Source organism: uncultured Plantibacter sp., from assembly GCF_963518075.1.
In the GTDB taxonomy this organism is placed as follows: domain Bacteria; phylum Actinomycetota; class Actinomycetes; order Actinomycetales; family Microbacteriaceae; genus Plantibacter; species Plantibacter flavus_A.
On record NZ_CAUQHZ010000008.1, the window covers coordinates 69,941 to 89,479 of the forward strand.

18 protein-coding genes are annotated in these 19,539 nt (G+C 70.2%); 10 read left to right on the forward strand and 8 right to left on the reverse strand.

Going from position 1 to position 19,539, the window contains the following annotated elements:
- Positions 1 to 6 precede the first annotated feature (6 nt).
- The 5 genes from RWN05_RS11090 to RWN05_RS11110 are packed head-to-tail and all read right to left on the reverse strand — an operon-like array spanning position 7 to position 5,679.
- Positions 7 to 1,314 (reverse strand): DUF58 domain-containing protein, encoded by a 1,308-nt coding sequence (locus tag RWN05_RS11090; protein WP_314139553.1) that lies wholly within the window; start codon positions 1,312 to 1,314, stop codon positions 7 to 9.
- Entirely contained in the window at positions 1,315 to 2,304 is a 990-nt protein-coding gene (locus RWN05_RS11095; protein ID WP_121291863.1) for a MoxR family ATPase, read from the reverse strand. It lies immediately after the preceding gene.
- Positions 2,301 to 3,518, reverse strand: a complete 1,218-nt coding sequence (locus tag RWN05_RS11100; protein WP_314139555.1) for a DUF4350 domain-containing protein — start codon at positions 3,516 to 3,518, stop codon at positions 2,301 to 2,303. Before RWN05_RS11100 ends, RWN05_RS11095 begins: the two co-directional genes overlap by 4 nt.
- Entirely contained in the window at positions 3,515 to 4,183 is a 669-nt protein-coding gene (locus tag RWN05_RS11105; protein WP_175117739.1) for a DUF4129 domain-containing protein, read from the reverse strand. Before RWN05_RS11105 ends, RWN05_RS11100 begins: the two co-directional genes overlap by 4 nt.
- On the reverse strand, positions 4,180 to 5,679 hold the full coding sequence (locus tag RWN05_RS11110) for a hypothetical protein (protein WP_314139557.1): 1,500 nt from the start codon (positions 5,677 to 5,679) through the stop codon (positions 4,180 to 4,182). The genes RWN05_RS11105 and RWN05_RS11110 overlap by 4 nt, the downstream gene beginning before the upstream one ends.
- Before the next feature lie 163 nt (positions 5,680 to 5,842).
- On the opposite strand from RWN05_RS11110, the gene mtrA reads away from it, so the two are divergent.
- The 5 genes from mtrA to hpf all read left to right on the forward strand — a co-directional run bounded on the left by mtrA (position 5,843) and on the right by hpf (position 11,533).
- The gene (gene mtrA, locus RWN05_RS11115; RefSeq protein WP_064295232.1) at positions 5,843 to 6,526 is read left to right on the forward strand and encodes an MtrAB system response regulator MtrA; all 684 of its coding nucleotides are present in this window, start codon (positions 5,843 to 5,845) and stop codon (positions 6,524 to 6,526) included.
- A gap of 6 nt (positions 6,527 to 6,532) precedes the next feature.
- The gene (gene mtrB, locus RWN05_RS11120) at positions 6,533 to 8,224 is read left to right on the forward strand and encodes an MtrAB system histidine kinase MtrB (protein WP_064295233.1); all 1,692 of its coding nucleotides are present in this window, start codon (positions 6,533 to 6,535) and stop codon (positions 8,222 to 8,224) included.
- A gap of 64 nt (positions 8,225 to 8,288) precedes the next feature.
- Positions 8,289 to 9,950 (forward strand): LpqB family beta-propeller domain-containing protein, encoded by a 1,662-nt coding sequence (locus RWN05_RS11125; RefSeq protein WP_314139559.1) that lies wholly within the window; start codon positions 8,289 to 8,291, stop codon positions 9,948 to 9,950.
- A 275-nt stretch (positions 9,951 to 10,225) separates the two neighbouring features.
- The gene (locus RWN05_RS11130; protein ID WP_285039438.1) at positions 10,226 to 10,747 is read left to right on the forward strand and encodes a ComF family protein; all 522 of its coding nucleotides are present in this window, start codon (positions 10,226 to 10,228) and stop codon (positions 10,745 to 10,747) included.
- 141 nt (positions 10,748 to 10,888) lie between these two features.
- Positions 10,889 to 11,533 carry a ribosome hibernation-promoting factor, HPF/YfiA family gene (gene hpf, locus RWN05_RS11135; RefSeq protein WP_064295235.1) on the forward strand — a complete coding sequence of 215 codons (645 nt, stop codon included), beginning with the start codon at positions 10,889 to 10,891 and terminating at the stop codon, positions 11,531 to 11,533.
- Here hpf and RWN05_RS11140 read toward each other — a convergent pair.
- Positions 11,508 to 12,128 (reverse strand): PadR family transcriptional regulator, encoded by a 621-nt coding sequence (locus RWN05_RS11140; RefSeq protein WP_121291857.1) that lies wholly within the window; start codon positions 12,126 to 12,128, stop codon positions 11,508 to 11,510. The genes hpf and RWN05_RS11140 overlap by 26 nt on opposite strands.
- 227 nt (positions 12,129 to 12,355) lie before the next feature.
- Here RWN05_RS11140 and secA point away from each other — a divergent pair, with 227 nt between their 5' ends.
- Entirely contained in the window at positions 12,356 to 15,184 is a 2,829-nt protein-coding gene (secA, locus tag RWN05_RS11145) for a preprotein translocase subunit SecA (RefSeq protein WP_064295237.1), read from the forward strand.
- Between the two features lie 94 nt (positions 15,185 to 15,278).
- Here secA and RWN05_RS11150 read toward each other — a convergent pair whose 3' ends face one another.
- Positions 15,279 to 15,779 carry an Rv3235 family protein gene (locus RWN05_RS11150; protein ID WP_285039440.1) on the reverse strand — a complete coding sequence of 167 codons (501 nt, stop codon included), beginning with the start codon at positions 15,777 to 15,779 and terminating at the stop codon, positions 15,279 to 15,281.
- Positions 15,780 to 15,926: 147 nt separating this feature from the next.
- Between RWN05_RS11150 and RWN05_RS11155 the strand changes: the two genes are divergently transcribed.
- Entirely contained in the window at positions 15,927 to 16,517 is a 591-nt protein-coding gene (locus RWN05_RS11155) for a hypothetical protein (protein ID WP_314139563.1), read from the forward strand.
- A 33-nt stretch (positions 16,518 to 16,550) separates the two neighbouring features.
- Here RWN05_RS11155 and RWN05_RS11160 read toward each other — a convergent pair whose 3' ends face one another.
- Entirely contained in the window at positions 16,551 to 16,847 is a 297-nt protein-coding gene (locus tag RWN05_RS11160; protein WP_064295239.1) for a helix-turn-helix domain-containing protein, read from the reverse strand.
- Positions 16,848 to 17,036: 189 nt separating this feature from the next.
- Between RWN05_RS11160 and RWN05_RS11165 the strand changes: the two genes are divergently transcribed.
- From RWN05_RS11165 to RWN05_RS11175, 3 genes are all read left to right on the forward strand, one after another.
- On the forward strand, positions 17,037 to 17,693 hold the full coding sequence (locus tag RWN05_RS11165; RefSeq protein WP_314139566.1) for a hypothetical protein: 657 nt from the start codon (positions 17,037 to 17,039) through the stop codon (positions 17,691 to 17,693).
- Positions 17,693 to 18,958, forward strand: coding sequence for a P-loop NTPase (locus RWN05_RS11170; protein WP_314139568.1), 1,266 nt, complete (start codon positions 17,693 to 17,695; stop codon positions 18,956 to 18,958). The genes RWN05_RS11165 and RWN05_RS11170 overlap by 1 nt, the downstream gene beginning before the upstream one ends.
- Positions 18,959 to 19,166: 208 nt before the next feature.
- Complete coding sequence (locus RWN05_RS11175; RefSeq protein ID WP_314139570.1) at positions 19,167 to 19,502, forward strand: Lsr2 family protein; 336 nt, start codon at positions 19,167 to 19,169, stop codon at positions 19,500 to 19,502.
- Positions 19,503 to 19,539: the final 37 nt, after the last annotated feature.

Here is a 19,539-nt window from a genome sequence, read left to right on the forward strand (position 1 = left end):
ATCGGGTCAGAGTCGACCGGAGGCCTTGAGCGCGATGTAGGCGTCGGCGAGCGCCGGAGGCAGGGTCTCGGGTGAACCGGTGACGACGTCGGCCCCGAGCTGTCTGATCGCCGCCGACACGCGTTCGATGTCGAGCAGGGCGCGTTCGGCCGCAGCGGCGCGGTACACGGTCTCGCGGTCGCCGCGGTCGCGCGTGGCCTCGAGGGTCGCCGGGTCGACGACGCTCGTCACGACCACCGTGTGGCGCTGCGTGAGCTGGGGGAGGACGGCGAGGAGCCCGCGCGCGGCCCCGGGGGCGTCGATCGAGGTCTGCAGGACGACGAGGGCGCGCTGGTTCGTGATCTGTCTGACCTGGCCGGGGACGGCGTCCCAGTCGGTCTCGATGAGTTCCGGGTCGACGAGCGCCATCGCGTCGACCATCCTCGAGAGGAGTTCGGCACCGGTCGCGCCCTGGACGCGACCACGCACCCGACGGTCGTAGGCGAGATAGTCGATGCGGTCCCCGGCTCTCGTGGCGAGCGCGGCCAACAGGAGCGCGGCTTCGAACGCCGTGTCGATGCGCGGCTCATCGGCGATGCGGGCAGCCGAAGTGCGGCCGGTGTCGGTGACGATGACGACCCGGCGGTCACGCTCGGGCCGCCAGGTGCGGATCATGACGTCGCCGCGTCGTGCCGTGGCACGCCAGTCGATCGAACGCACGTCGTCACCTCGCACGTATTCGCGGAGGGAGTCGAACTCGGTGCCCTGACCGCGGACCATGACGCTCGTCGCGCCGTCGAGTTCGCGGAGGCGTGCGATCCGGCTCGGGAGGTGCTTCCGGGAAGTGAACGCTGGAAGGACCCGGAGGTGCCCGGCGCTGTTCAGCGTCGCCTGTCGAGCGAGGAGACCGAGCGGACCGAACGACCGCACCGTGACCTGGGACACCCGTCGCTCGCCCCGACGGAACGGGGTGAGCACCAGGCTGAGGCTCCGCCGCTCACCGGGCGGGAGGTCGACGCGGAGTCGCTCGGTGGGCGCGCCGGCCGATGGTTGCCAGGCGTCGCGCACCAGCGCCCGGACGCGGCGACGTCCTCGGTTGGTGAGGAAGAGGGTGCTCGTCGCCGAGTCACCGAGCCTGACCCGGGACGGCAGCTGCCGCTGCAGGACGATGTCCCGAGGCGAACCGGCGACCGCCAGGTCGAGCGCTCCGAGCGCGGCGGCGAGCACGAGCCACGCGATGAACGCCGGAGCGGCGTCGCCCGTGAGCACGCCGAGCACCACGATCGGCACGATGCCGAACGCGACGAGCGCGACGAACCTCCCGGTGACGGCCATCTAGATGGGCACCTGCACCTGCTGCATGATCGAGCGCAGGATCGCGTCGACCGAGACACCCTCGAGCTCGGCCTCGGGTCGCAGCTGCATGCGGTGGCGCCACACCGGGAGGACCATCGTCTGCACGTGGTCGGGGGTGATCGACTGGTAGCCGCTCAACCAGGCCCAGGCCTTCGCCGACGCGAGGAGGGCGGTCGTCCCTCGGGGGCTGACGCCGAGCCGGACGGACGGGCTGCGCCGCGTGGCGCGCGCGAGGTCGACGATGTAGGCGAGGACGTCGGCGCTGGCACCCACGCGTCCGACCTCGAGCTGCGCCGCTCGCAGATCGGCCGCGCCCATGACCGGCAGGACACCCGCAGCCGTGAGGTCGCGCGGGCTGAACCCGGCGGAATGCCGCCGGAGCACCTCCACCTCGACGTCGCGTTCGGGCACGTCGAGGACGAGCTTCAGCAGGAAGCGGTCGAGCTGCGCCTCGGGGAGTGTGTAGGTGCCCTCGTACTCGATCGGGTTCTGCGTGGCGGCCACGATGAACGGGTCCGGGAGCGGGAGGGAACGGCCGTCGACGCTGACCTGGCGCTCCTCCATCGCCTCCAGCAGGGCGGACTGGGTCTTCGGGGGCGTGCGGTTGATCTCGTCGGCCAGCAGGATGTTCGTGAACACCGGGCCCTCGCGGAACTCGAACTCCCCGGTCTTGGCGTCGTAGACGAGGGAGCCCGTGACGTCGCCGGGCATGAGGTCGGGCGTGAACTGCACACGCTTCGTGTCCAGACTGAGCGCGTGGCTGAGTGATCGGACGAGCAGCGTCTTCGCGACGCCGGGCACACCCTCGAGGAGCGCGTGGCCCTTGGCGAGGAGCGCGATGACGAGCCCGGTGACGGCGGCGTCCTGACCCACGACGGCCTTGCCGACCTCGACGCGGACCTGGGCGAGTGCTCGCCGAAGGTCGTCCGGGTTCGGTGCGGTGGATCCTGGCACGGGGGCGTCGGTCATGGATGGTTCCTTCCGGTGAGGTCCGTGGCGCGCGCGACGGCGGCTTCGAGATCGAGCAGGTGATCGGACAGGGAGACGAGCTCGGCGTCGCTCGTCGGTACGGCGTCGAGCAGGACGGACCGCACGTGCTGAGGGTCGAGTCCGGCGAGTCCGGCGACCGTGTCGGCGACCTCGACGACCGAGGCGTGGCGCGAGAGGCCCACGGCGACCGCGAGGCGGGACACGGTGCCGATCCGCAGCGCGTCCAGCGCCCGCTGACGGTTGCCGGACCGCTGGTAGAGGCGTGCGCGCCCCTCCATCGTCTCGCTCGCACGGACCGCGACGGGCAGGTCCTCGATGACGAGCGGGCCGAAGCGCCGCCCGCGCCAGAACATGGCCAGGATCGCCGTGATGATGACGGTGCCGGTGACCCCGGCGACCCAGCTCGGCGTCAGCGCGTCGAGGCTCGGGGGGCCGGTGACGGGCACGTCGGCGAGGCTCGGCAGGTACCAGACCAACTGCTCGGTCGAGCCGAGCAGGCCGAGCGCGAGGGCGGCGTTCCCTGCACGGTCGACGACGTCGTTCGTCAGGGCGTCGGCCGAGCCGAGGAGCACCCGTGCGCCGTCCGCCTGCGTCACGACCGCGCTCCCGCCGCTGTCGGCCGTGAAGCAGCCCTCGGCGTCGGCGTCGGTGGTCGTGTACAGCGTCCAGCCACCGGTGACCGTCCCCGCCCGCTCGGCGGTGGGGTCGCCGCAGTCGGACGACAGGACGTCGGAGGCATCCGAGCTGCCCGCGAACGAGACGCCGGGGAACAGGGTGCGGAGCGCCGCGGCCCGGGGGGTGACGACGACGAGTCCGGCGTCGGCGTCGCCCAACCGCTCGAGCTGCGAGGCGTCGAGCAGCCCGCTGGGATCGAACAGGAGGACGGTGCTGTCGGTGTCCTCGACCGCCTCGAGCGTCGCATCGAGCGTGGTGGTCTCCGTCACGGTGACGCCCTCCTGACGGAGCACCTGCGCGAGCGCGCGTCCGCCGTTCGGGGTCTGGTTGCCCGGACTGAGCAGCGCCGCGTCGATCGACGCGCCTCGCGTCGCGAACATGAGCACGAGGGCGATCCCGACCGCGAAGACCGCCGCGATGATCCAGAACCGGTTCCGTCGCAGCCGGGTCCGCAGCCGTGGTGTGGCGACGTCGGGCTCGGGCTGCCCATGCTCCGTGGGCTTCGTCGTGAGCGTCACCGGACCAGCTCCTCGGGGTCGGCGAGGAGCTGCGGCGCGGCGACGGAGAGCCGCGCGTCGAGTGCTTCGAGCTCCCGGTACTGTGCCTCGGTACCCGTCGCCTCGAGGTAGCGGACGGCGTCGAAGACGTCCGCGGCCTCCGCGAGCGCGCGCCCGTCCTGCGGGAACGCGGCCGCCGCCCGGGCGGCGAAACCGTGCGCCGTCGTGCCGGGGGTGACCACGACGATCGTCCGCTCGGACAGTCCGCGAGCGATCGCCCGATACAGCTCCTGGAGCGCGAGTGTCCAGTCGCCGGCCGCGGCGGCGGTCCTCGCGTCCTGACGCAACCGCTCGGCGGTCCGATCGTCGCGTTCGCCGAAGAGGTCGAGCTGACGGGCGCTCCGCCGGTTGAGGCGGGGGAGGCCCCACACGATGAACGCGATGACGATCCCGACGACGACCACGGTCATCGCGATGATCGGGAACAGGCCGGTGAAGGGGCCCTCACCCGGTACCCGGAGGGAGTTCACCCAGTCCCAGAACGCCTTCGACACGATGTCCCACAACGACGGTTGCGCCGTCTGGTACTCGGGCTTCGACAGCTCACGCTGCAGGAGGTCCCGGGCGCCCGGTGCATCCGGGACGAGCGGGACGTCGAGGCGCGACGCGAGGAACAGCGGGCTCATCGGGTCGCTTTGCCCCCGGCGGCGGCGGCATCGAAGGGGTTGTCGACCGTCTCGCGACCGCCCGCGCGCGCCTCGACGAACCGCGCGAGGTCGAGGTCGAGCCCCTCTTTGCGCATCCGCAGGTCGACATAGATGACCGCCGACGTGGCACTGATGACGACGACCGTGATCGCGCCGATGATGACGGAGACGAGCAGGGACAGGCCCTGCGCGGCGATGGTGGCGACGATCATGGTCGCCTCCGAGTCCACCCCGACGAACAGCACGGGGACGAGACTCGCGAGCAGGCTGATCGGGGTCGCGACGACCTGCGACGCGACGCTGACGACCGATGAGACGAGGAACTGGACGCCGAAGGTCCGCCAGAAATAGCCGTCGGTCAGACGCCAGGAGCGAGCGAGCGAGGGGAACACCCTGCCGTTCTCGAGGACGATGATGCTCGGTGTGAGGGAGAACTTCGTCCCGAGCCACACGGAAGCGGAGATCAGGACGAGCAGGGCGCCGATGCCCATGACCACCGTCAGGACCACGCCCGCGGTCCCGCCGAGACCGGTCAGCACGAATCCGAGGCCCACGGCGACGGCGATGAACACCGTCACGACACCGATCAGGAGGAAGGTGTAGCCGATGAGCGGCAGGAAGCGCGCTTTCGTGCGCCGCCAGAGCACGCCGAGTGGCAGCTTCTCACCGAGGGTGCCGCGAGCGACCTCTTGCGCGATGATGCCCTGCAGGATCGCGCTACCGGCGATCGAGACCGCCACCGGGATGAGGAAGGACAGGATGATGGCCGTGATGGCCCCGGCGCTGATGGCGTCCTCCTCGCCAGGGGCCGCCTGCGACAGCCGGCTCAGCGAGAGCCAGGTGACGACGCCGACGATGACGAGGGAGAGGACGGCGGTGAGACCCTGCAGCAGCAGGGCGCTCCCGAACGTCGCCTTCGGGTTGCGGCGCAGCACGAGGAAGGGCGCGCCGAACAGATCGCTGAAGGACAGCGGCCGGAGCGGGATGAGCCCCGGCTTCGGTGGTGGTGCCCATCCCTGCTGGGGACCCGGGGCCCAGGACGCACCGGTCGCGTAGGGATTCGCGTCGTAGGCGGCGGTCGGAGCCGAGGGAGGGGTCCCGTACCCGGGCTGCTGAGCCTGGGGGTACGGCTGGGTGTACTGGGGCGGGACCTGCTGCGGATACGGCTGCTGGCCGTATCCCGGCTGTGGGTACGCCGCCTGCGCCGGATACCCGGGCTGCTGCGGGTATCCCTGCTGCGGCGGGTACCCGGGCTGCTGCGGGTATCCCTGCTGCGGCGGATAGCCGGGTTGCTGTGGGGCTCCCTGTGGGGCCAGCGGCGGAGAGCCGGGCTGCTGTGGATACCCCTGCTGCGTTGGGAACGGCTGCGGTGTCGCCTGCTCCGGCGCCACCGGCTGCTGTGGCCCCTGCGGCGTCGCCCACGGGTTCGGATCCTGATCGCCCATCTCGCCCCCGGCTCGCTGTTCCGTGTCCATCAGCAACACCCCCTCGCCGTCTCGAACCACTCCATGTTGTCACACCGAGCCTGCCCGCGACCGGCGGTTCGGCGGTTCTCCTGGACACTTCGACTACGCTGAGGCGAGACGTAAGGACACCGGTCAGGCAGCGCGGCCGGCCGGTCACACCCGAGACGGAGCTATGAACGCACGCATTCTCGTCGTCGACGACGACACCGCACTCGCCGAGATGATCGGCATCGTGCTGCGCACCGAGGGCTTCGAGCCGTCGTTCTGCGCGGACGGCGGCGGCGCGCTCCAGGCGTTCCGCGACACCAAGCCCGACCTCGTCCTCCTCGACCTCATGCTCCCGGGGATCGACGGGATCGAGGTGTGCCGCCTGATCCGTCAGGAGTCCGGCGTCCCGGTCATCATGCTGACCGCGAAGTCCGACACCGCGGACGTGGTGAAGGGGCTCGAGTCCGGCGCCGACGACTACATGGTGAAGCCGTTCAACCCGAAGGAGCTCGTCGCCCGGATCCGCACGCGGCTGCGCGCGCCGGCCGCCGACCTCGCGGAGACCCTCCGCATCGGCGACCTCACCGTTGACGTCGCGGGCCACGAGGTCCGTCGCGCCGACGGCGTCATCGGGCTCACGCCGCTGGAGTTCGACCTCCTCCTCGCACTGGCCAGCAAACCCCAGCAGGTCTTCACCCGCGAGATGCTGCTCGAACAGGTCTGGGGATACCACTACAAGGCCGACACCCGACTCGTGAACGTCCACGTGCAGCGGCTCCGCGCCAAGGTCGAGGAAGACCCCGACAACCCGAAGATCGTCATGACGGTGCGTGGCGTCGGATACCGCGCCGGCGCGGTCACCGGCTGATCCGACATGGCCTCCCGACTCGCCGGCTGGGCGGCCGACTGGCGGCTGTGGCGGAGGTGGCCGCAGCAGGTGCGCTCGCAGTGGCGGCGCTCGCTGCAGTTCCGGACGGTCGCCATCACGGTCGGCCTCTCGGGACTCGCCATCCTCCTGACCGGCGCATACCTCTCGTTCAGCATCGGCAACGACCTCTTCCAATCCCGGCTGCAGCAGGCGCTCGGCGGCTCCGGTCGCGCCATCGCGTCCGCGCAGAGCATCCTCGACGCGTCCGACGCCAGCGAGCGGGTCGCCCTGCAGCAGCTCATGGGGACCGTGCGGACCGATCTCCAGACGACGTCCGGCAGCAGCCTCATCGCCGCCTACCGAGCACCGGGCCAGGACTTCAGTCAGGTCACACCCCCGGGCTTCGAGTCGCCGGGGCTCGGCGGCGGTGTCATCTCCGACGCGCTGACCGAGGCGGTCCGGGCCGACCCGGACACCCTCCAATGGCAGTCGGTCACCCTCACCGCGGCCGACGGCTCGTCGACGGCCGGCATCGTCGTGGGCTCGGAGGTCTCGATGCCGACCGCCGGCTCCTACGAGATCTACCTCGGCTACGACCTGAGCGAATCGGAGCAGACGCTCGGCTTCGTGCAACGGACCCTCTTCGTCGCGGGCGTCGGCCTCATGATCCTCGTCGGTGGTGCCGCGTGGTTCATCGTCCGCTTCGTCGCGACACCGATCCGGTCCGCCGCCGAGACGAGCCAACGTCTCGCCGGCGGTGACCTGGACGTGCGGATGCCCGAGAAGGGCGAGGACGAGCTCGCCATCCTCGCCCGCTCCTTCAACGGGATGGCCGCCAGCATGCAGAAGCAGATCAAGGAACTCGCGGAGCTCTCGCTCGTGCAGCAACGGTTCGTCTCGGACGTCTCGCACGAGCTGCGCACGCCCCTGACGACCATCCGCCTGGCCGGCGACGTGCTCTACGACCAGCGCGACTCCTTCCCGCCGGCCACCGAGCGGACGGCCGAGCTCCTCCACGACCAGGTCGGGCGGTTCGAGATCCTGCTGGCCGATCTGCTGGAGATCAGCCGCTACGACGCGGGCAGCATCGAACTCGAATTGGAACCGACGAGTCTCGTCCATCTCGCCGAAGAGGTCGTGGAGGAGCTCCGCCCGCTCGCGGAGCCCACCGGTTCGGACCTCCGGATCGTCGCACCGGGTGGCTACTCTGCGGTCCCGATGGACCCGCGGCGTATCCGGCGGATCGTGCGCAACCTCGTCGGCAACGCCATCGAGCACGGCGAGGGCAAACCGATCGTGGTGTCGGTGGACAGCAACGAGTCCTCGGTCGCGATCGCGGTGCGCGACTACGGCCAGGGCATGACGCGCGAGGCGACCGAGCGCGTGTTCGACCGCTTCTGGCGCGCGGACCCGTCGCGCAAGCGCACCATCGGCGGGACCGGGCTCGGGCTCGCGATCTCCCTCGAGGACGCGGTCCTGCACGAGGGGTGGCTGGAGGTCTGGTCGGAGCCCGCCGCCGGCTCGTCCTTCCGCCTCACCATCCCACGCGAACCCGGGACGGAGATCGTCCGCTCGCCCATCAGCCTGCCGCCCGACGATGCGATCGAGTCCATCGTCGACGAGCTCACCGCGCCGACGACCCGCTCACTCCCGACCGTGCGATCGACGGACGACGACAAGGAGGATGCTCGTGGTTGACGTCCCCGCACGATCGCCGAGACGACGGTCCGCAGTACGTCGGATCGCTGCGGCGGCGCTGCCGATGCTCCTCGTGATTGTGCTCACCGCCTGCGTGGGCATCCCGCGGGGCGGTTCCGTGCAGGACGGCGGCACGGTCGAGGGGGACGGCGGCGACGTCGACGTCAACTTCATCGCGCCGGGCCCCGCCGAGGGGGCGACGCCGGAGCAGATCCTCCGGGGCTTCATCGACGCCGCCGCGAGCCCGCAGAACAACTACGAGATCGCGCGGGAGTTCCTCGCACCGGCGCTCCGGTCCGACTGGGATCCCGACGCCGGAGTGACCATCGACCAGGGCGGCCGCACGTTCGCCCCGGTCGCCGACACGGTGCAACTCACCGTCAGCCCCGTCGCGGCGGTCGATGATCGGGGTGAGTACCGCGAATCGGGGAACTCGTCGCCGCTCAGCTGGACCTACTCCTTCGAGCAGGTGCGGGGGGAGTGGCGCATCGCGGCTGCTCCGCCTGGCATCGTCCTCGAGTCCTCGACGTTCGCCGACGTCTTCGCGGCGTACTCCCTGAGCTACTTCGACCCGAGTTTCACCCGACTCGTCCCCGACCAGCGCTGGTTCCCCTCGCGAGCGTCGACCGCGACGAGGATCGTCGGGGCGCTCCTCGACGGACCGGCCGAATGGTTGAAGGGCGCGGTGGCGACGGCGTTCCCCGAGGGGACCTCGCTCACGAGTGACGCCGTTCCGGTCGAGGCAGGGACCGCGCGCGTGGACCTGACCAAACCGGCCCTGCAGGCGGACGCGGTCACCCTCCAGCGGATGCAACTCCAACTGAGCAGCAGCCTGGTGCAGCTTTCGGGCAGCGTCGGCGGGGTCGCCGCCGTCTCGAACGTCGCGATCACCGTCGTGGGCAACTCCACGCAGACGGTCTCGCCGCTGTCGCTCGCCGCACCACGCGTCGACCCCCGGGCACTCGTCCAGCGCGGGGACGAGTTCGGCTTCGCCTCGGGGAACCGGCTCGAGGCCGTGCCGGGGATATCGGCGGCGGTCGTGGCGGCCGGGGCCGACGCGGCCGTGTTGTCCGCCGACCATGACCAGGCCGCGGTCCGTTCCGCCGCCGGCGTCACGGTGATCCAGGCGGACGGCGACGTCCGGCTCGTCGACAACCGCCCGGGCCTCCTCCCGCCGACGATGGACCCGTTCGGCTTCACCTGGACGGTCCCGGCAGCGGCGCCGTCCGCACTGCTCGCGCACGACGCCGCGGGTGGCACGGTGCAGGTCGCGACGAGTTGGACCGGCGCGTCCACGATCGATTCGATCCAGGTGTCCCGGGAGGGTACGCGCCTCGTCGCGGTGCTCAGGGACGGGACGCAGTCGCGGCTCGTGGCCGCGGCGATCATCCGCGGTGACCGGAACGCGCCGTTGCGACTCGGCGACCCGGTGGAGCTCCGGGTGATGTCCACGGAGGCGACGACCGTCACCTGGGTCGACGACATCACGGTCGCCGTCCTGCTGGGCGGCGGTGACGGGACGACGATCGTCACGCAGCAGATCGGTGGCCGCTCCGCGCCCGTGCCCAAGCTGGCGGACGTCACGAACCTGGTCGGGGGCAACGGACCGACGCAACTGCGTGCCCTCACGAGTGACGGCCGGCTGCTGTTGCCCCGTGGATCGAGCTGGCAGGAGGCGGGCAGCGACGTCCGGTTCATCGCGACCCAGTTGGGGTCGCCGGACTGAGTGAGCGCGCTCCACAGCGCGTCCGGCGTCCCGGAGCCGTCTGCGTCTCGGACGATGCGCCACCGGACGCGCTGCGTGGGCGCGACCATCGGATGATGCGATCCTCGTCGAGTCGAAGTGCGACCCTCGCTCATGTCCGCGAAGCCTGCCTGGACGCGTGGGCCCTGCTGGTCCCGGTCACGTGCGCCGGATGCGGTGCGCCGGACCGTGGGCTGTGCGACGACTGCCTCGGGCGGCTGGTCCGGCCGGCGGCCTCCGACGACGATGCCCACCTCGTGCGGTGGAGCGATGCGGGCGGTACCCCCGGTCTCGCCGCCCGTCGGTACGACGAGTTCGTCGGCGCCGTCCTCCTCGCCTACAAAGAGGACGCCCGGACCGGCCTCGTCCGACCGCTGGCCGCCGCGCTCGAACCGGCGTTCCGGTCCGCCGTGCTCGAGGCGAGCCGGGCGATGGGCGGCGTCTCGCCGGAGATCGCGACGATCCCGGCCAGGCGATGCGCCGCCCGCGAGCGGGGCTTCCATCCGGTGGAGCAGCTCGTGCGTCGGCTCGGCACCAGACCGTCGCGCCCGCTGCGGTGGGCACGGCAACCAGCCGACCAGCGGGACTTCGGCCGGGCTGAGCGTCTGGAGAACCTCGCCGGGGCACTGGTCGCGGCGCGGCGGCTCGACGGACGCCGCTTCCTCCTCGTGGAGGACGTCGTCACGACGGGGGCCACCGTCGGGGAGGCCGTTCGGGCGATGCGCGACGGTGGTGGTCTCGTGGTCGGTGTCGTGGCCCTCGCCAGGGTCGGACCGTGAACGGACGGCGGGTCACGAGGCCGGAAGATGAACGTTCCCTGAACACCGCTGATGACTTCCGCAGGCTCGGGCACTACGGTGGCAGAACGGCGTGAAAGGACCGCCCGGGACCGGGTGGTCAGCCGGATGAGGAGGTCGAACGTGGATATCAACATCGTCGGACTTGGACTCGGCATCACCGATCGGTTCCGCGAGTACGCGACCGAGAAGGCGGAGAAGGTCGCCCATCTGGTCGAGCAGGCGCAGTCGCTCGACATCAAGGTGTCCCGCCATCACGACGCCAACGGGCGCAAGGGCGAGGACCGTGTCGAGCTGACGCTCGTCGGCCCCGGACCGTTGGTTCGTGCGGAGTCGACCGGCTCCGACAAGTACGTGGCCTTCGATCTCGCGATCGCGCGGATGCTCGAGCGCGTCCGCCGCTCGAAGGACCGCAAGAAGGAGCACCGTGGCAAGCACCGCACCTCCTTGCACGCCGCCAGCAGCGAGGGGTTCAGCGGCGTCGACATCACCCCTGCCGCACCGGAGCTGCTCGAGCAGGTCGCGACCGGCAGCGTCGCGACGCTGACCCACGAGGACGAGGAGCAGGAGGCGTACTCGCCGGTCGTCATCCGCACGAAGGAGTTCCCCGCGGAGTGGATGAGCGTCGAGGACGCCGTCGACCGCATGGAACTCGTCGGCCACGACTTCTTCCTGTTCATCGACGCCTCGTCGGAGCGGGCGAGCGTCGTGTACCGCCGCAAGGGTTGGGACTACGGCGTGATCAGCCTCGAGGACGGCTCGAACTAGCGTCCTGCACCCCGACCGACGCGGTCGCCCGGTTCGCCGGGCGGCCGCGTCGTGGCATGTCGGTGCCGACCTCGAAGACGGCGTCGTGCACGCGCAGGCGTGCCGAGGTCGCCTCGAGCCAGTCGAGCTCGGCCAGGGAGCGTCGCCGTCTGGCTTCGAGCCCGATCCACACGATGTCACCCTGCGGCGTCGGGGGGAGCGCCGAGAGGTCCTCGTCGAGCTGCTGCACGAGATCGAGTGCCCACGCGCGTTGGACGGCGATGACCCCGAACACGTCGACGCCCTCGAGCGACGCCGCGAGGGCGACCTTGTTCGGGAGCTCGTCGCGCGAGGCACTCGCCGTGACGGGTGTCGCCCACCAGCGTTCGAGCACGTCGCGCCCGTCGGCGGTGATGCGGTAGAAGACATGCCCCTGTGCGTCCACGGCGGCGCGCTCGACGAGCCCGTCCCGCTCGAGACGATCGAGGGTCGCATAGGCCTGGCCGACGTTGAGCGGTGTGTCGGGCGTCGTCCGCCGGTCGAACTCGCCACGCAGACGGTACCCGTAGTCGTCACCGAGCGCGAGGATCGCGAGCAGACCGTGCTTGACCGACATCGAACCTCCATGAATTACCTACGCGGTAGGGTGTCGCCAGCCTAGTGAGCCGTCCGTCCCGCACTGCGGCGGCGCTCCGTCGACATCCGACCGCCCCTCGATACACAGCGTCCACTCAAGGGACTCCCCGCTAACATGTTCAGAGGACTGCCCCGTTCTGGTGCACCCCGTCCGTCCCGGTCAGTCGACCAGGACGGAGATCAGGAACACGTAATGGAGAGCAATTCGTGGCCTCACCACTTGAGAAGATCCTTCGCGTCGGCGAAGGTCGCATCCTCCGGAAGCTGACCAGCCTCACGAAGGCGGTCAATGCCCTCGAGGACGACTTCACGGAGTTGAGCGACGAGGAGCTGAAGAGCGAGACCGTCGAGCTGCGCGAGCGCTTCGAGAACGGCGAGACCCTCGACGACCTCCTCCCCGAGGCCTTCGCCGCGGTGCGCGAAGCTGCACGCCGCACGATCGGCATGCGCCACTTCGACGTCCAGATCATGGGTGGGGCCGCGCTCCACCTCGGCAACATCGCCGAGATGAAGACCGGTGAGGGCAAGACGCTCGTCGCGACCCTTCCGGCCTACCTGAACGCCATCGCCGGCAAGGGCGTGCACATCGTCACGGTGAACGACTACCTCGCGTCGTACCAGTCGGAGATCATGGGGCGCGTCTTCCGTGCGCTCGGCATGACGACCGGCGTGATCGTCGAGGGGCAGACGCCGGAGCAGCGCCGTGAGCAGTACGCGGCCGACATCACCTACGGCACGAACAACCAGTTCGGCTTCGACTACCTCCGCGACAACATGGCGTGGCAGGCGAAGGACATGGTCCAGCGCGGTCACTTCTTCGCCGTCGTCGACGAGGTCGACTCCATCCTCATCGACGAGGCACGGACCCCGCTCATCATCTCCGGGAAGGCCTCCGGTGAGGCGAACCGCTGGTTCCAGGAGTTCGCCCGGCTCGCGGTACGACTCGAGCCCGGTGAGGACTTCGAGGTCGACGAGAAGAAGCGCACCGTCGGCGTGCTCGAGCCCGGCATCGAGAAGGTCGAGGACTACCTCGGCATCGACAACCTCTACGAGTCCGCCAACACCCCGCTCATCTCCTTCCTGAACAACGCGATCAAGGCCCGCGCGCTCTTCAAGAAGGACAAGGACTACGTCGTGATGAACGGCGAAGTGCTCATCGTCGACGAGCACACCGGTCGCATCCTGGTCGGACGTCGCTACAACGAGGGCATCCACCAGGCGATCGAGGCCAAGGAGGGCGTCGCCGTCCAGGCCGAGAACCAGACCCTCGCGACCGTGACGCTCCAGAACTACTTCCGTCTCTACGAGAAGCTGTCCGGCATGACCGGTACGGCCGAGACCGAGGCGGCGGAGTTCATGTCGACGTACAAGCTCGGCGTCGTCCCGATCCCGACCAACCGCCCCATGCAGCGCATCGACCAGTCGGACCTCGTGTACAAGAACGAGGAGGCGAAGTTCGCACAGGTCGTCGAGGACATCGTCGAGCGCCACGAGCAGGGCCAGCCGGTCCTCGTGGGCACCACGAGCGTCGAGAAGAGCGAGTACCTGTCGCGGCTCCTCGCCAAGAAGGGCGTCAAGCACGAGGTCCTCAACGCGAAGAACCACGCGCGTGAAGCCGCGATCATCGCCCAGGCCGGTCGACTCGGCTCGGTCACCGTCGCCACCAACATGGCCGGTCGTGGAACCGACATCATGCTCGGCGGCAACGCCGAGTTCCTCGCTGTCGCGGAGATGAACGCCAAGGGCCTCAGCCCGATCGACACCCCCGAGGAGTACGAGGCCGCGTGGGACGAGGTCTTCACCGAGGTGAAGGCAGCGGTCAAGGAGGAGGCCGACAAGGTCATCGACGCCGGTGGACTCTACGTCCTCGGTACCGAACGCCACGAGTCGCGCCGCATCGACAACCAGCTGCGCGGTCGCTCCGGTCGTCAGGGAGACCCGGGCGAGAGCCGGTTCTACCTGTCCCTCACCGACGACCTCATGCGCCTCTTCAACGCCGGAGCCGCGGAGAGCCTCATGGGGCGCCAGAACGTGCCCGACGACCTCGCGATCGAGTCGAAGATCGTGAGCCGCGCGATCCGCAGTGCCCAGTCGCAAGTCGAGGCGCGGAACGCGGAGATCCGCAAGAACGTGCTCAAGTACGACGACGTCCTCAACCGGCAGCGTGAGGCGATCTACTCCGACCGCCGCCACATCCTCGAAGGAGACGACCTCCACGATCGTGCGCAGCAGTTCCTGGAGAGCGTCGTCGACGACGTCCTCGACGAGCACACCGGCGAGGGTAACGGCGACGACTGGGACTTCGACGCACTCTGGGCAGAACTGAAGACGCTCTACCCCGTCGGCCTGACAATCGACGAGGTCGTCCAGGAGGCCGGGACGAAGGGGCGGATCAACCGCGACTTCATGCGCCGCGAGATCCTCTCCGACGCCAAACTCGCCTACACCAACCGCGAGGAGTCGCTCGGTGCCCCGGCGATGCGCGAGCTCGAGCGCCGCGTCGTCCTCCAGGTGATCGACCGCCGCTGGCGCGACCACCTGTACGAGATGGACTACCTGAAGGACGGCATCGGTCTCCGGGCCATGGCGCAGCGCGATCCGCTGGTCGAGTACCAGCGCGAGGGCTACGCGATGTTCCAGCAGATGATGGGCCAGATCCGTGAGGAGAGCGTCGGCTTCCTGTTCAACCTCGAGGTCGAGGTCGCCGGCGAGGTCGATGCCGGCACCGCCGCACCGGCGATCACGGCCAAGGGCCTCACGCAGGAGACCCCCGACACCGAGAAGCTCAGCTACTCCGCACCGACCGAGCAGGGCGGGGTCGAGGTCCGCAATCAGCGCGGGCAGATCGAGAAGGCGGCCACCGAACGCGCACAGCGCCTCCAGCAGACGAACCGTCCCGCCGGCGATGCGGCTCCCGCGACGAAGGCGGCCCCGGCCGCGAAGGCGTCGCGCGGGGCCTTCGGTCAGCAGTCAGAAGCCCCTGCGGCTGCTCCGAGCAACCGTTCGGACCGTCGCAAGCAGGGCAAGAAGAAGTAGGCCCACGCCGGCACGAAACGGGAGCCCTCCGGACCATGGTGACATCGGTCCGGAGGGTTCTCGTCTGTCGGGTACTGCGCGGATGCAGCGGCGGTCAGAGCACGCTCACCGAGGTCGCCCTCCAGCGGCCGTCCAAGCCCTCCAGTCGGATGGCCACGGCTCGGGACCGGGCTCGTCCGTGGACGATGACCACGGACTCCACGACCCCGTCGCGTGGCTCGGAGACGGTCACGGTGCCGATCGAGACGACCGGGACGGTGCCCGGGACGCCGCGGACGCGTCGTGCCCGTTCGGCGAGGATCACGCGCTTCAGTAGGACGGTGTGCACGTCGGCGGTGATCCAGCGCGCGAGCTGCGTGAGGTCGCGGGCTCCGGCGATCACCTCGATCACGCTCCGAGTCAGGTTCTCGAGCAGTGGTCGCGGATCGGGGAGCTCGGCTCGGGGCGCCGGTTGGGGCGCGAAATAGTCGTCCGCACCGGTCCGGGCGGCCGCCCGTACCTCTCGCGTGCGTCGCTCGGGGAGCGGAGGCGCGGGCCGGAGGCGAGCCGTGCGTGCTTCGGGCTCGTCGTCGTCGTGCCGGGCAGCGGTGCTCATGGGGCCTCCGAGGGGTGCGCGGGCGCCACGAGTCGGGCGACCGGAATCTGAAATGTCACACTCATCATGTCAGGTACCCCGCGTCCAGGACCAGGGGTCTGTGGAGAACGCAGGACGAGGCCGCTCTCGGCGCACTACCGTCGGCGTATGCGTTGGGACAGCCTGTTCGACGATCTCGCCGGTCAGCTCGACGACGAGCTCGCCGTCGACGACGACGCCGTCCGCATCGAGGCCGAGCGGCTCCGGCGTGGGCGTCTCACCCTCCGTGAGCGGCTGGTCGCCCTCTGCGGCGATGCCGGCGCACCGGGACCGCTCGTCGTCGAACTCGTCGACGGGACGACCTGGCGGCTGCGGGTCCGGAGCATCGGGAAGGACTGGTTGCAGGCCGATTCCGGCAGCCCGGGCGGCCGGGAGGTCGTCGTCCCGTTCGATGCGATCGCGGCAATCGCCATGACGCAGACCCAGGTCGATTGGAGTCTCGACGACGTCGCGGTCCGCGAACCGCGACTGCTCGACCGCCTGACCGTCTCATTCCTGCTCCGTGATCTGTGCCGGCGCCGTGCTGCGGTGGTCGTGCGGACCCGGACGGGCAGCTGGACGGGCACGATCGACCGAGTGGGCCGCGATCATCTCGATCTGGCCGTCCACGAGCCGGGGTCGCCGCGCCGGAGCCGGAGCGTCGAACAGATCCGCGTCGTCGTGCTCTCGGAGGTCGTCGTCGTCGAGTGTGCTGCCTGAGGCGTTTCGGCGGGCGCCCGCCGGGGCCGGGGCTCAGCCGAGGGGAGGCACGGGCCGGAGCATCGGTGCGCCGGAGAACTCGGCGAGTTCGGTGAGCTGGGCCTGATGCCAGAGGCCTGCACGACGTGCCTCCTCGTACTGACCGCTGATGAAGGCTTCGAGTGCCGGGAACTCGATGCGCCACGGTCCGCTGCGCCCGATCCGGATGGCGGGCAGCTCACCGCTCGAGATGAGCTCGGCCACGTGCTGGGCCGAGACGTTCAAGACCTCGGCCGTGTCGGCGACGGTGAGGAAGCGACCGAGCGGGGCCGCATCGCGCTGCGATTCCATTCCTCGATTATCCTCTCGCGCGAGCATCGTCCGCCGGGCTGTGGATAACTTCGGCGCGATGTCCGGAGCCCGGGCAGCATGGGACCGGAAGCGGCGCGCGGGGTGCCCATGAAGGAGGAGACGGTGCGGGGAAGCGAGCGGGGACACGGATCGGAAGGCGGAGGGGCGCGAAGCGACGGCGACGAGCGGATGAGCGACCGTCTCGCCGGACTGCGTCATGGTGTCGGCGGACGGCCGGTGTCCCGGTCGCGCATCTGGGTGGACCCACGCTTCCTCGTGGGCCTCATGCTGGTGGTCGCGTCGATCCTGGGGGTGTGGTGGCTCGTCACGACCTCGAGTCGGACGACCCCGGTGTATGCGGCCTCCGAGACGCTGACGCCCGGAACGCGGCTCGACCGCTCCTCACTCCAGGTGATCGACGCACGTCTGGGATCGGTCGAAAGCGGGTACCTCGGAGCCGGAGCGGCGCCGCCGGCGGGAATCGTCGTCACGCGGACGATCGCGGCGGGGGAGCTCGTACCGCTCGACGCGCTCGGCGAGGCGAGCGCCGTCGGCGTGACCACGCTCGTCGTCGAACCGGCCGGCCGGCTCGGCGCCGACGTCGTGCCGGGGACCGTCGTCGACCTCTGGGCGGCCGCGCCGGAAGGCGACGGGTACGGAGTGCCGGAGGTGCTGGTCTCGGCCGCGACGGTCGTACGGGTCGGCGAGGACGAAGGGCTACTGTCCGGCCGCGGCTCGGTCGCGCTCGAGCTCGCGGTCCCACGCTCGGCCGTCGCGACGGTCCTCTCGGCGACGGCTGCAGCGCACCTGCTGTCCGTGGTCCCCACCGAGCCCGGCGAACGCTGATGCAGCGTGTCGGACTCGCCCTCGATCCGCGGGTCGAGGGCGAGATCCTCGCGACGATGCTCGACCTCGGACACCGCGTCGCCTGGCGCTGTCACGACGGCGCCGAACTCGACGAGCGCATCGGTGCCGGGACGCCCGTCGACGTGCTGCTCGTGTCACCCGGGGTCGACCGCCTGAGCGCCGAACTCATCGACCTCGCGGACCGCGTGGGTACGAGGGTCGTGGCGCTCGCGTCCGGTGAGTCCGAGCGTCGCCATGCGGCGGGGCTGGGCCTGGTCGACATCGTCCTCCTGCCGGTCGATCCCGAGGAGCTGGATCGGGCCATCGCGCCGCTCGACCTCGGCGGTGACGGCCCTCGTCCGGTCGCCCAGGCCGCCGGGCGGGTCATCGCGGTGTGGGGCGCGGCCGGGTCGCCCGGCGCGACCACCGTCGCCGCGGGCATCGCCAGTGAACTCGCCGCGCGCGGACGCCGGGTCGTCCTCATCGACGCGGACACCTACGGGTCATCGGTCGCGGCCATGCTCGGCCTCCTCGACGAGGCACCCGGGTTCGCCGCGGCCTGCCGGCTGGCCGGAAGTGGAGCGCTCGACGTCGAGCAGCTCGAGCGGATCGCGGTCGTCCATCCGTCGCCGTCCGGGGCGTTCCGGGTCCTGACCGGCATCTCCCGTGCGGCGCGCTGGACGGAACTGTCGACGGAGCGCGTCGCGACGACCATCGAACGCTGCCGGGCGTGGATGGACGACATCGTGATCGACACGGCATTCTGCCTGGAGGCGGACGAGGAGATCTCGAGCGACCTGTTCGCGCCCAGACGGAACGGGGCGGCGTTCGCCGTCCTCGGGTCCGCAGACCGGGTGGTGGAGGTCGGCGCGGCCGACCCGGTCGGGGTCACGAGGCTGCTCCGCGGGCACGCGGAACTCGTCGAACTCGTCGACCCGTCGCGCATCTCGGTGGTCGTGAACCGGCTGCGTGGCGTCGCGCTCGGTACCGGTCCGGCCGGCCAGCTGGCGTCCACGCTCTCCCGCTTCGGCGGGATCGAAGCGGCCGCGCTCCTGCCGGAGGACCAACGGGTGGTGGACGCCGCGGTGATCGCGGGGAGGAGCCTGCGTGACCAGGCCCCGCGCGGAGCGCTTCCCGTCGCGTTGCGGCAGTTCGTGTCCACCGTCCTCGACCAACCGTCGACGCCGGTGCGGGACCGCTCGCGGCGCTCGGCGGGTGGAGCACGCGGGCGTCGTGTGCGGAGTGGATCGCGCCGAGCGGAATAGTCCGGACGAAGTCACTCAATACAATTGGGTGATCAACCGAATATGCATTTGCGCGCCGATATATGCATCTGCATTCTCCTCCGATGCATCGCTATCCGTTGGGTGATGAATTACTCCGATATCGTGTCGGTATTCAGATTCGCTTGGTGGTGTTCGATATGATCGGATAACCGTCGGACTCACCACGGATATCTTCAGGAGGACCCCCATGGCTCAGAAAGTCATCACCACATACATCGACGATCTCGACGGCAGCGAACTCGCTTCCGGATCAGGAGAGACCGTCCGGTTCGCGATCGACGGAACCGAATACGAGATCGATCTCGGTGCGGACAACGCGAAGAACCTCCGCGAGTCGCTGAAGCCTTACATCGGGGCCGGACGCCCGGTCAAGCGTGGGCGCCGCACCTCGAACACCAGCACCCGCAACAGCGCCGAGAACCTCGCCGCGATCCGCGAGTGGGCCGCGAAGAACGGGCACGCCGTGTCGTCGCGCGGACGCATCCCCCAGGCGGTCCAGGACGCCTACCGCGCGGCCAACTGACGCGTCACGTCCGATCGACGGCGCTCAGCGGCCCCAG

Excerpts from the sequence above, each read along its gene's own strand:
- RWN05_RS11125 (WP_314139559.1), top strand. The coding sequence starts at position 8,289 with ATGCTCCTCGTGATTGTGCTCACCGCCTGCGTGGGCATCCCGCGGGGC.
- RWN05_RS11155 (WP_314139563.1), top strand. The coding sequence starts at position 15,927 with ATGCGTTGGGACAGCCTGTTCGACGATCTCGCCGGTCAGCTCGACGAC.
- RWN05_RS11175 (WP_314139570.1), top strand. The coding sequence starts at position 19,167 with ATGGCTCAGAAAGTCATCACCACATACATCGACGATCTCGACGGCAGC.
- RWN05_RS11160 (WP_064295239.1), bottom strand. The coding sequence starts at position 16,847 with ATGGAATCGCAGCGCGATGCGGCCCCGCTCGGTCGCTTCCTCACCGTC.
- RWN05_RS11140 (WP_121291857.1), bottom strand. The coding sequence starts at position 12,128 with ATGTCGGTCAAGCACGGTCTGCTCGCGATCCTCGCGCTCGGTGACGAC.
- RWN05_RS11095 (WP_121291863.1), bottom strand. The coding sequence starts at position 2,304 with ATGACCGACGCCCCCGTGCCAGGATCCACCGCACCGAACCCGGACGAC.
- RWN05_RS11105 (WP_175117739.1), bottom strand. The coding sequence starts at position 4,183 with ATGAGCCCGCTGTTCCTCGCGTCGCGCCTCGACGTCCCGCTCGTCCCG.
- RWN05_RS11165 (WP_314139566.1), top strand. The coding sequence starts at position 17,037 with ATGAGCGACCGTCTCGCCGGACTGCGTCATGGTGTCGGCGGACGGCCG.
- RWN05_RS11150 (WP_285039440.1), bottom strand. The coding sequence starts at position 15,779 with ATGAGCACCGCTGCCCGGCACGACGACGACGAGCCCGAAGCACGCACG.
- mtrA (WP_064295232.1), top strand. The coding sequence starts at position 5,843 with ATGAACGCACGCATTCTCGTCGTCGACGACGACACCGCACTCGCCGAG.
- RWN05_RS11170 (WP_314139568.1), top strand. The coding sequence starts at position 17,693 with ATGCAGCGTGTCGGACTCGCCCTCGATCCGCGGGTCGAGGGCGAGATC.
- mtrB (WP_064295233.1), top strand. The coding sequence starts at position 6,533 with ATGGCCTCCCGACTCGCCGGCTGGGCGGCCGACTGGCGGCTGTGGCGG.
- RWN05_RS11110 (WP_314139557.1), bottom strand. The coding sequence starts at position 5,679 with ATGGACACGGAACAGCGAGCCGGGGGCGAGATGGGCGATCAGGATCCG.
- RWN05_RS11090 (WP_314139553.1), bottom strand. The coding sequence starts at position 1,314 with ATGGCCGTCACCGGGAGGTTCGTCGCGCTCGTCGCGTTCGGCATCGTG.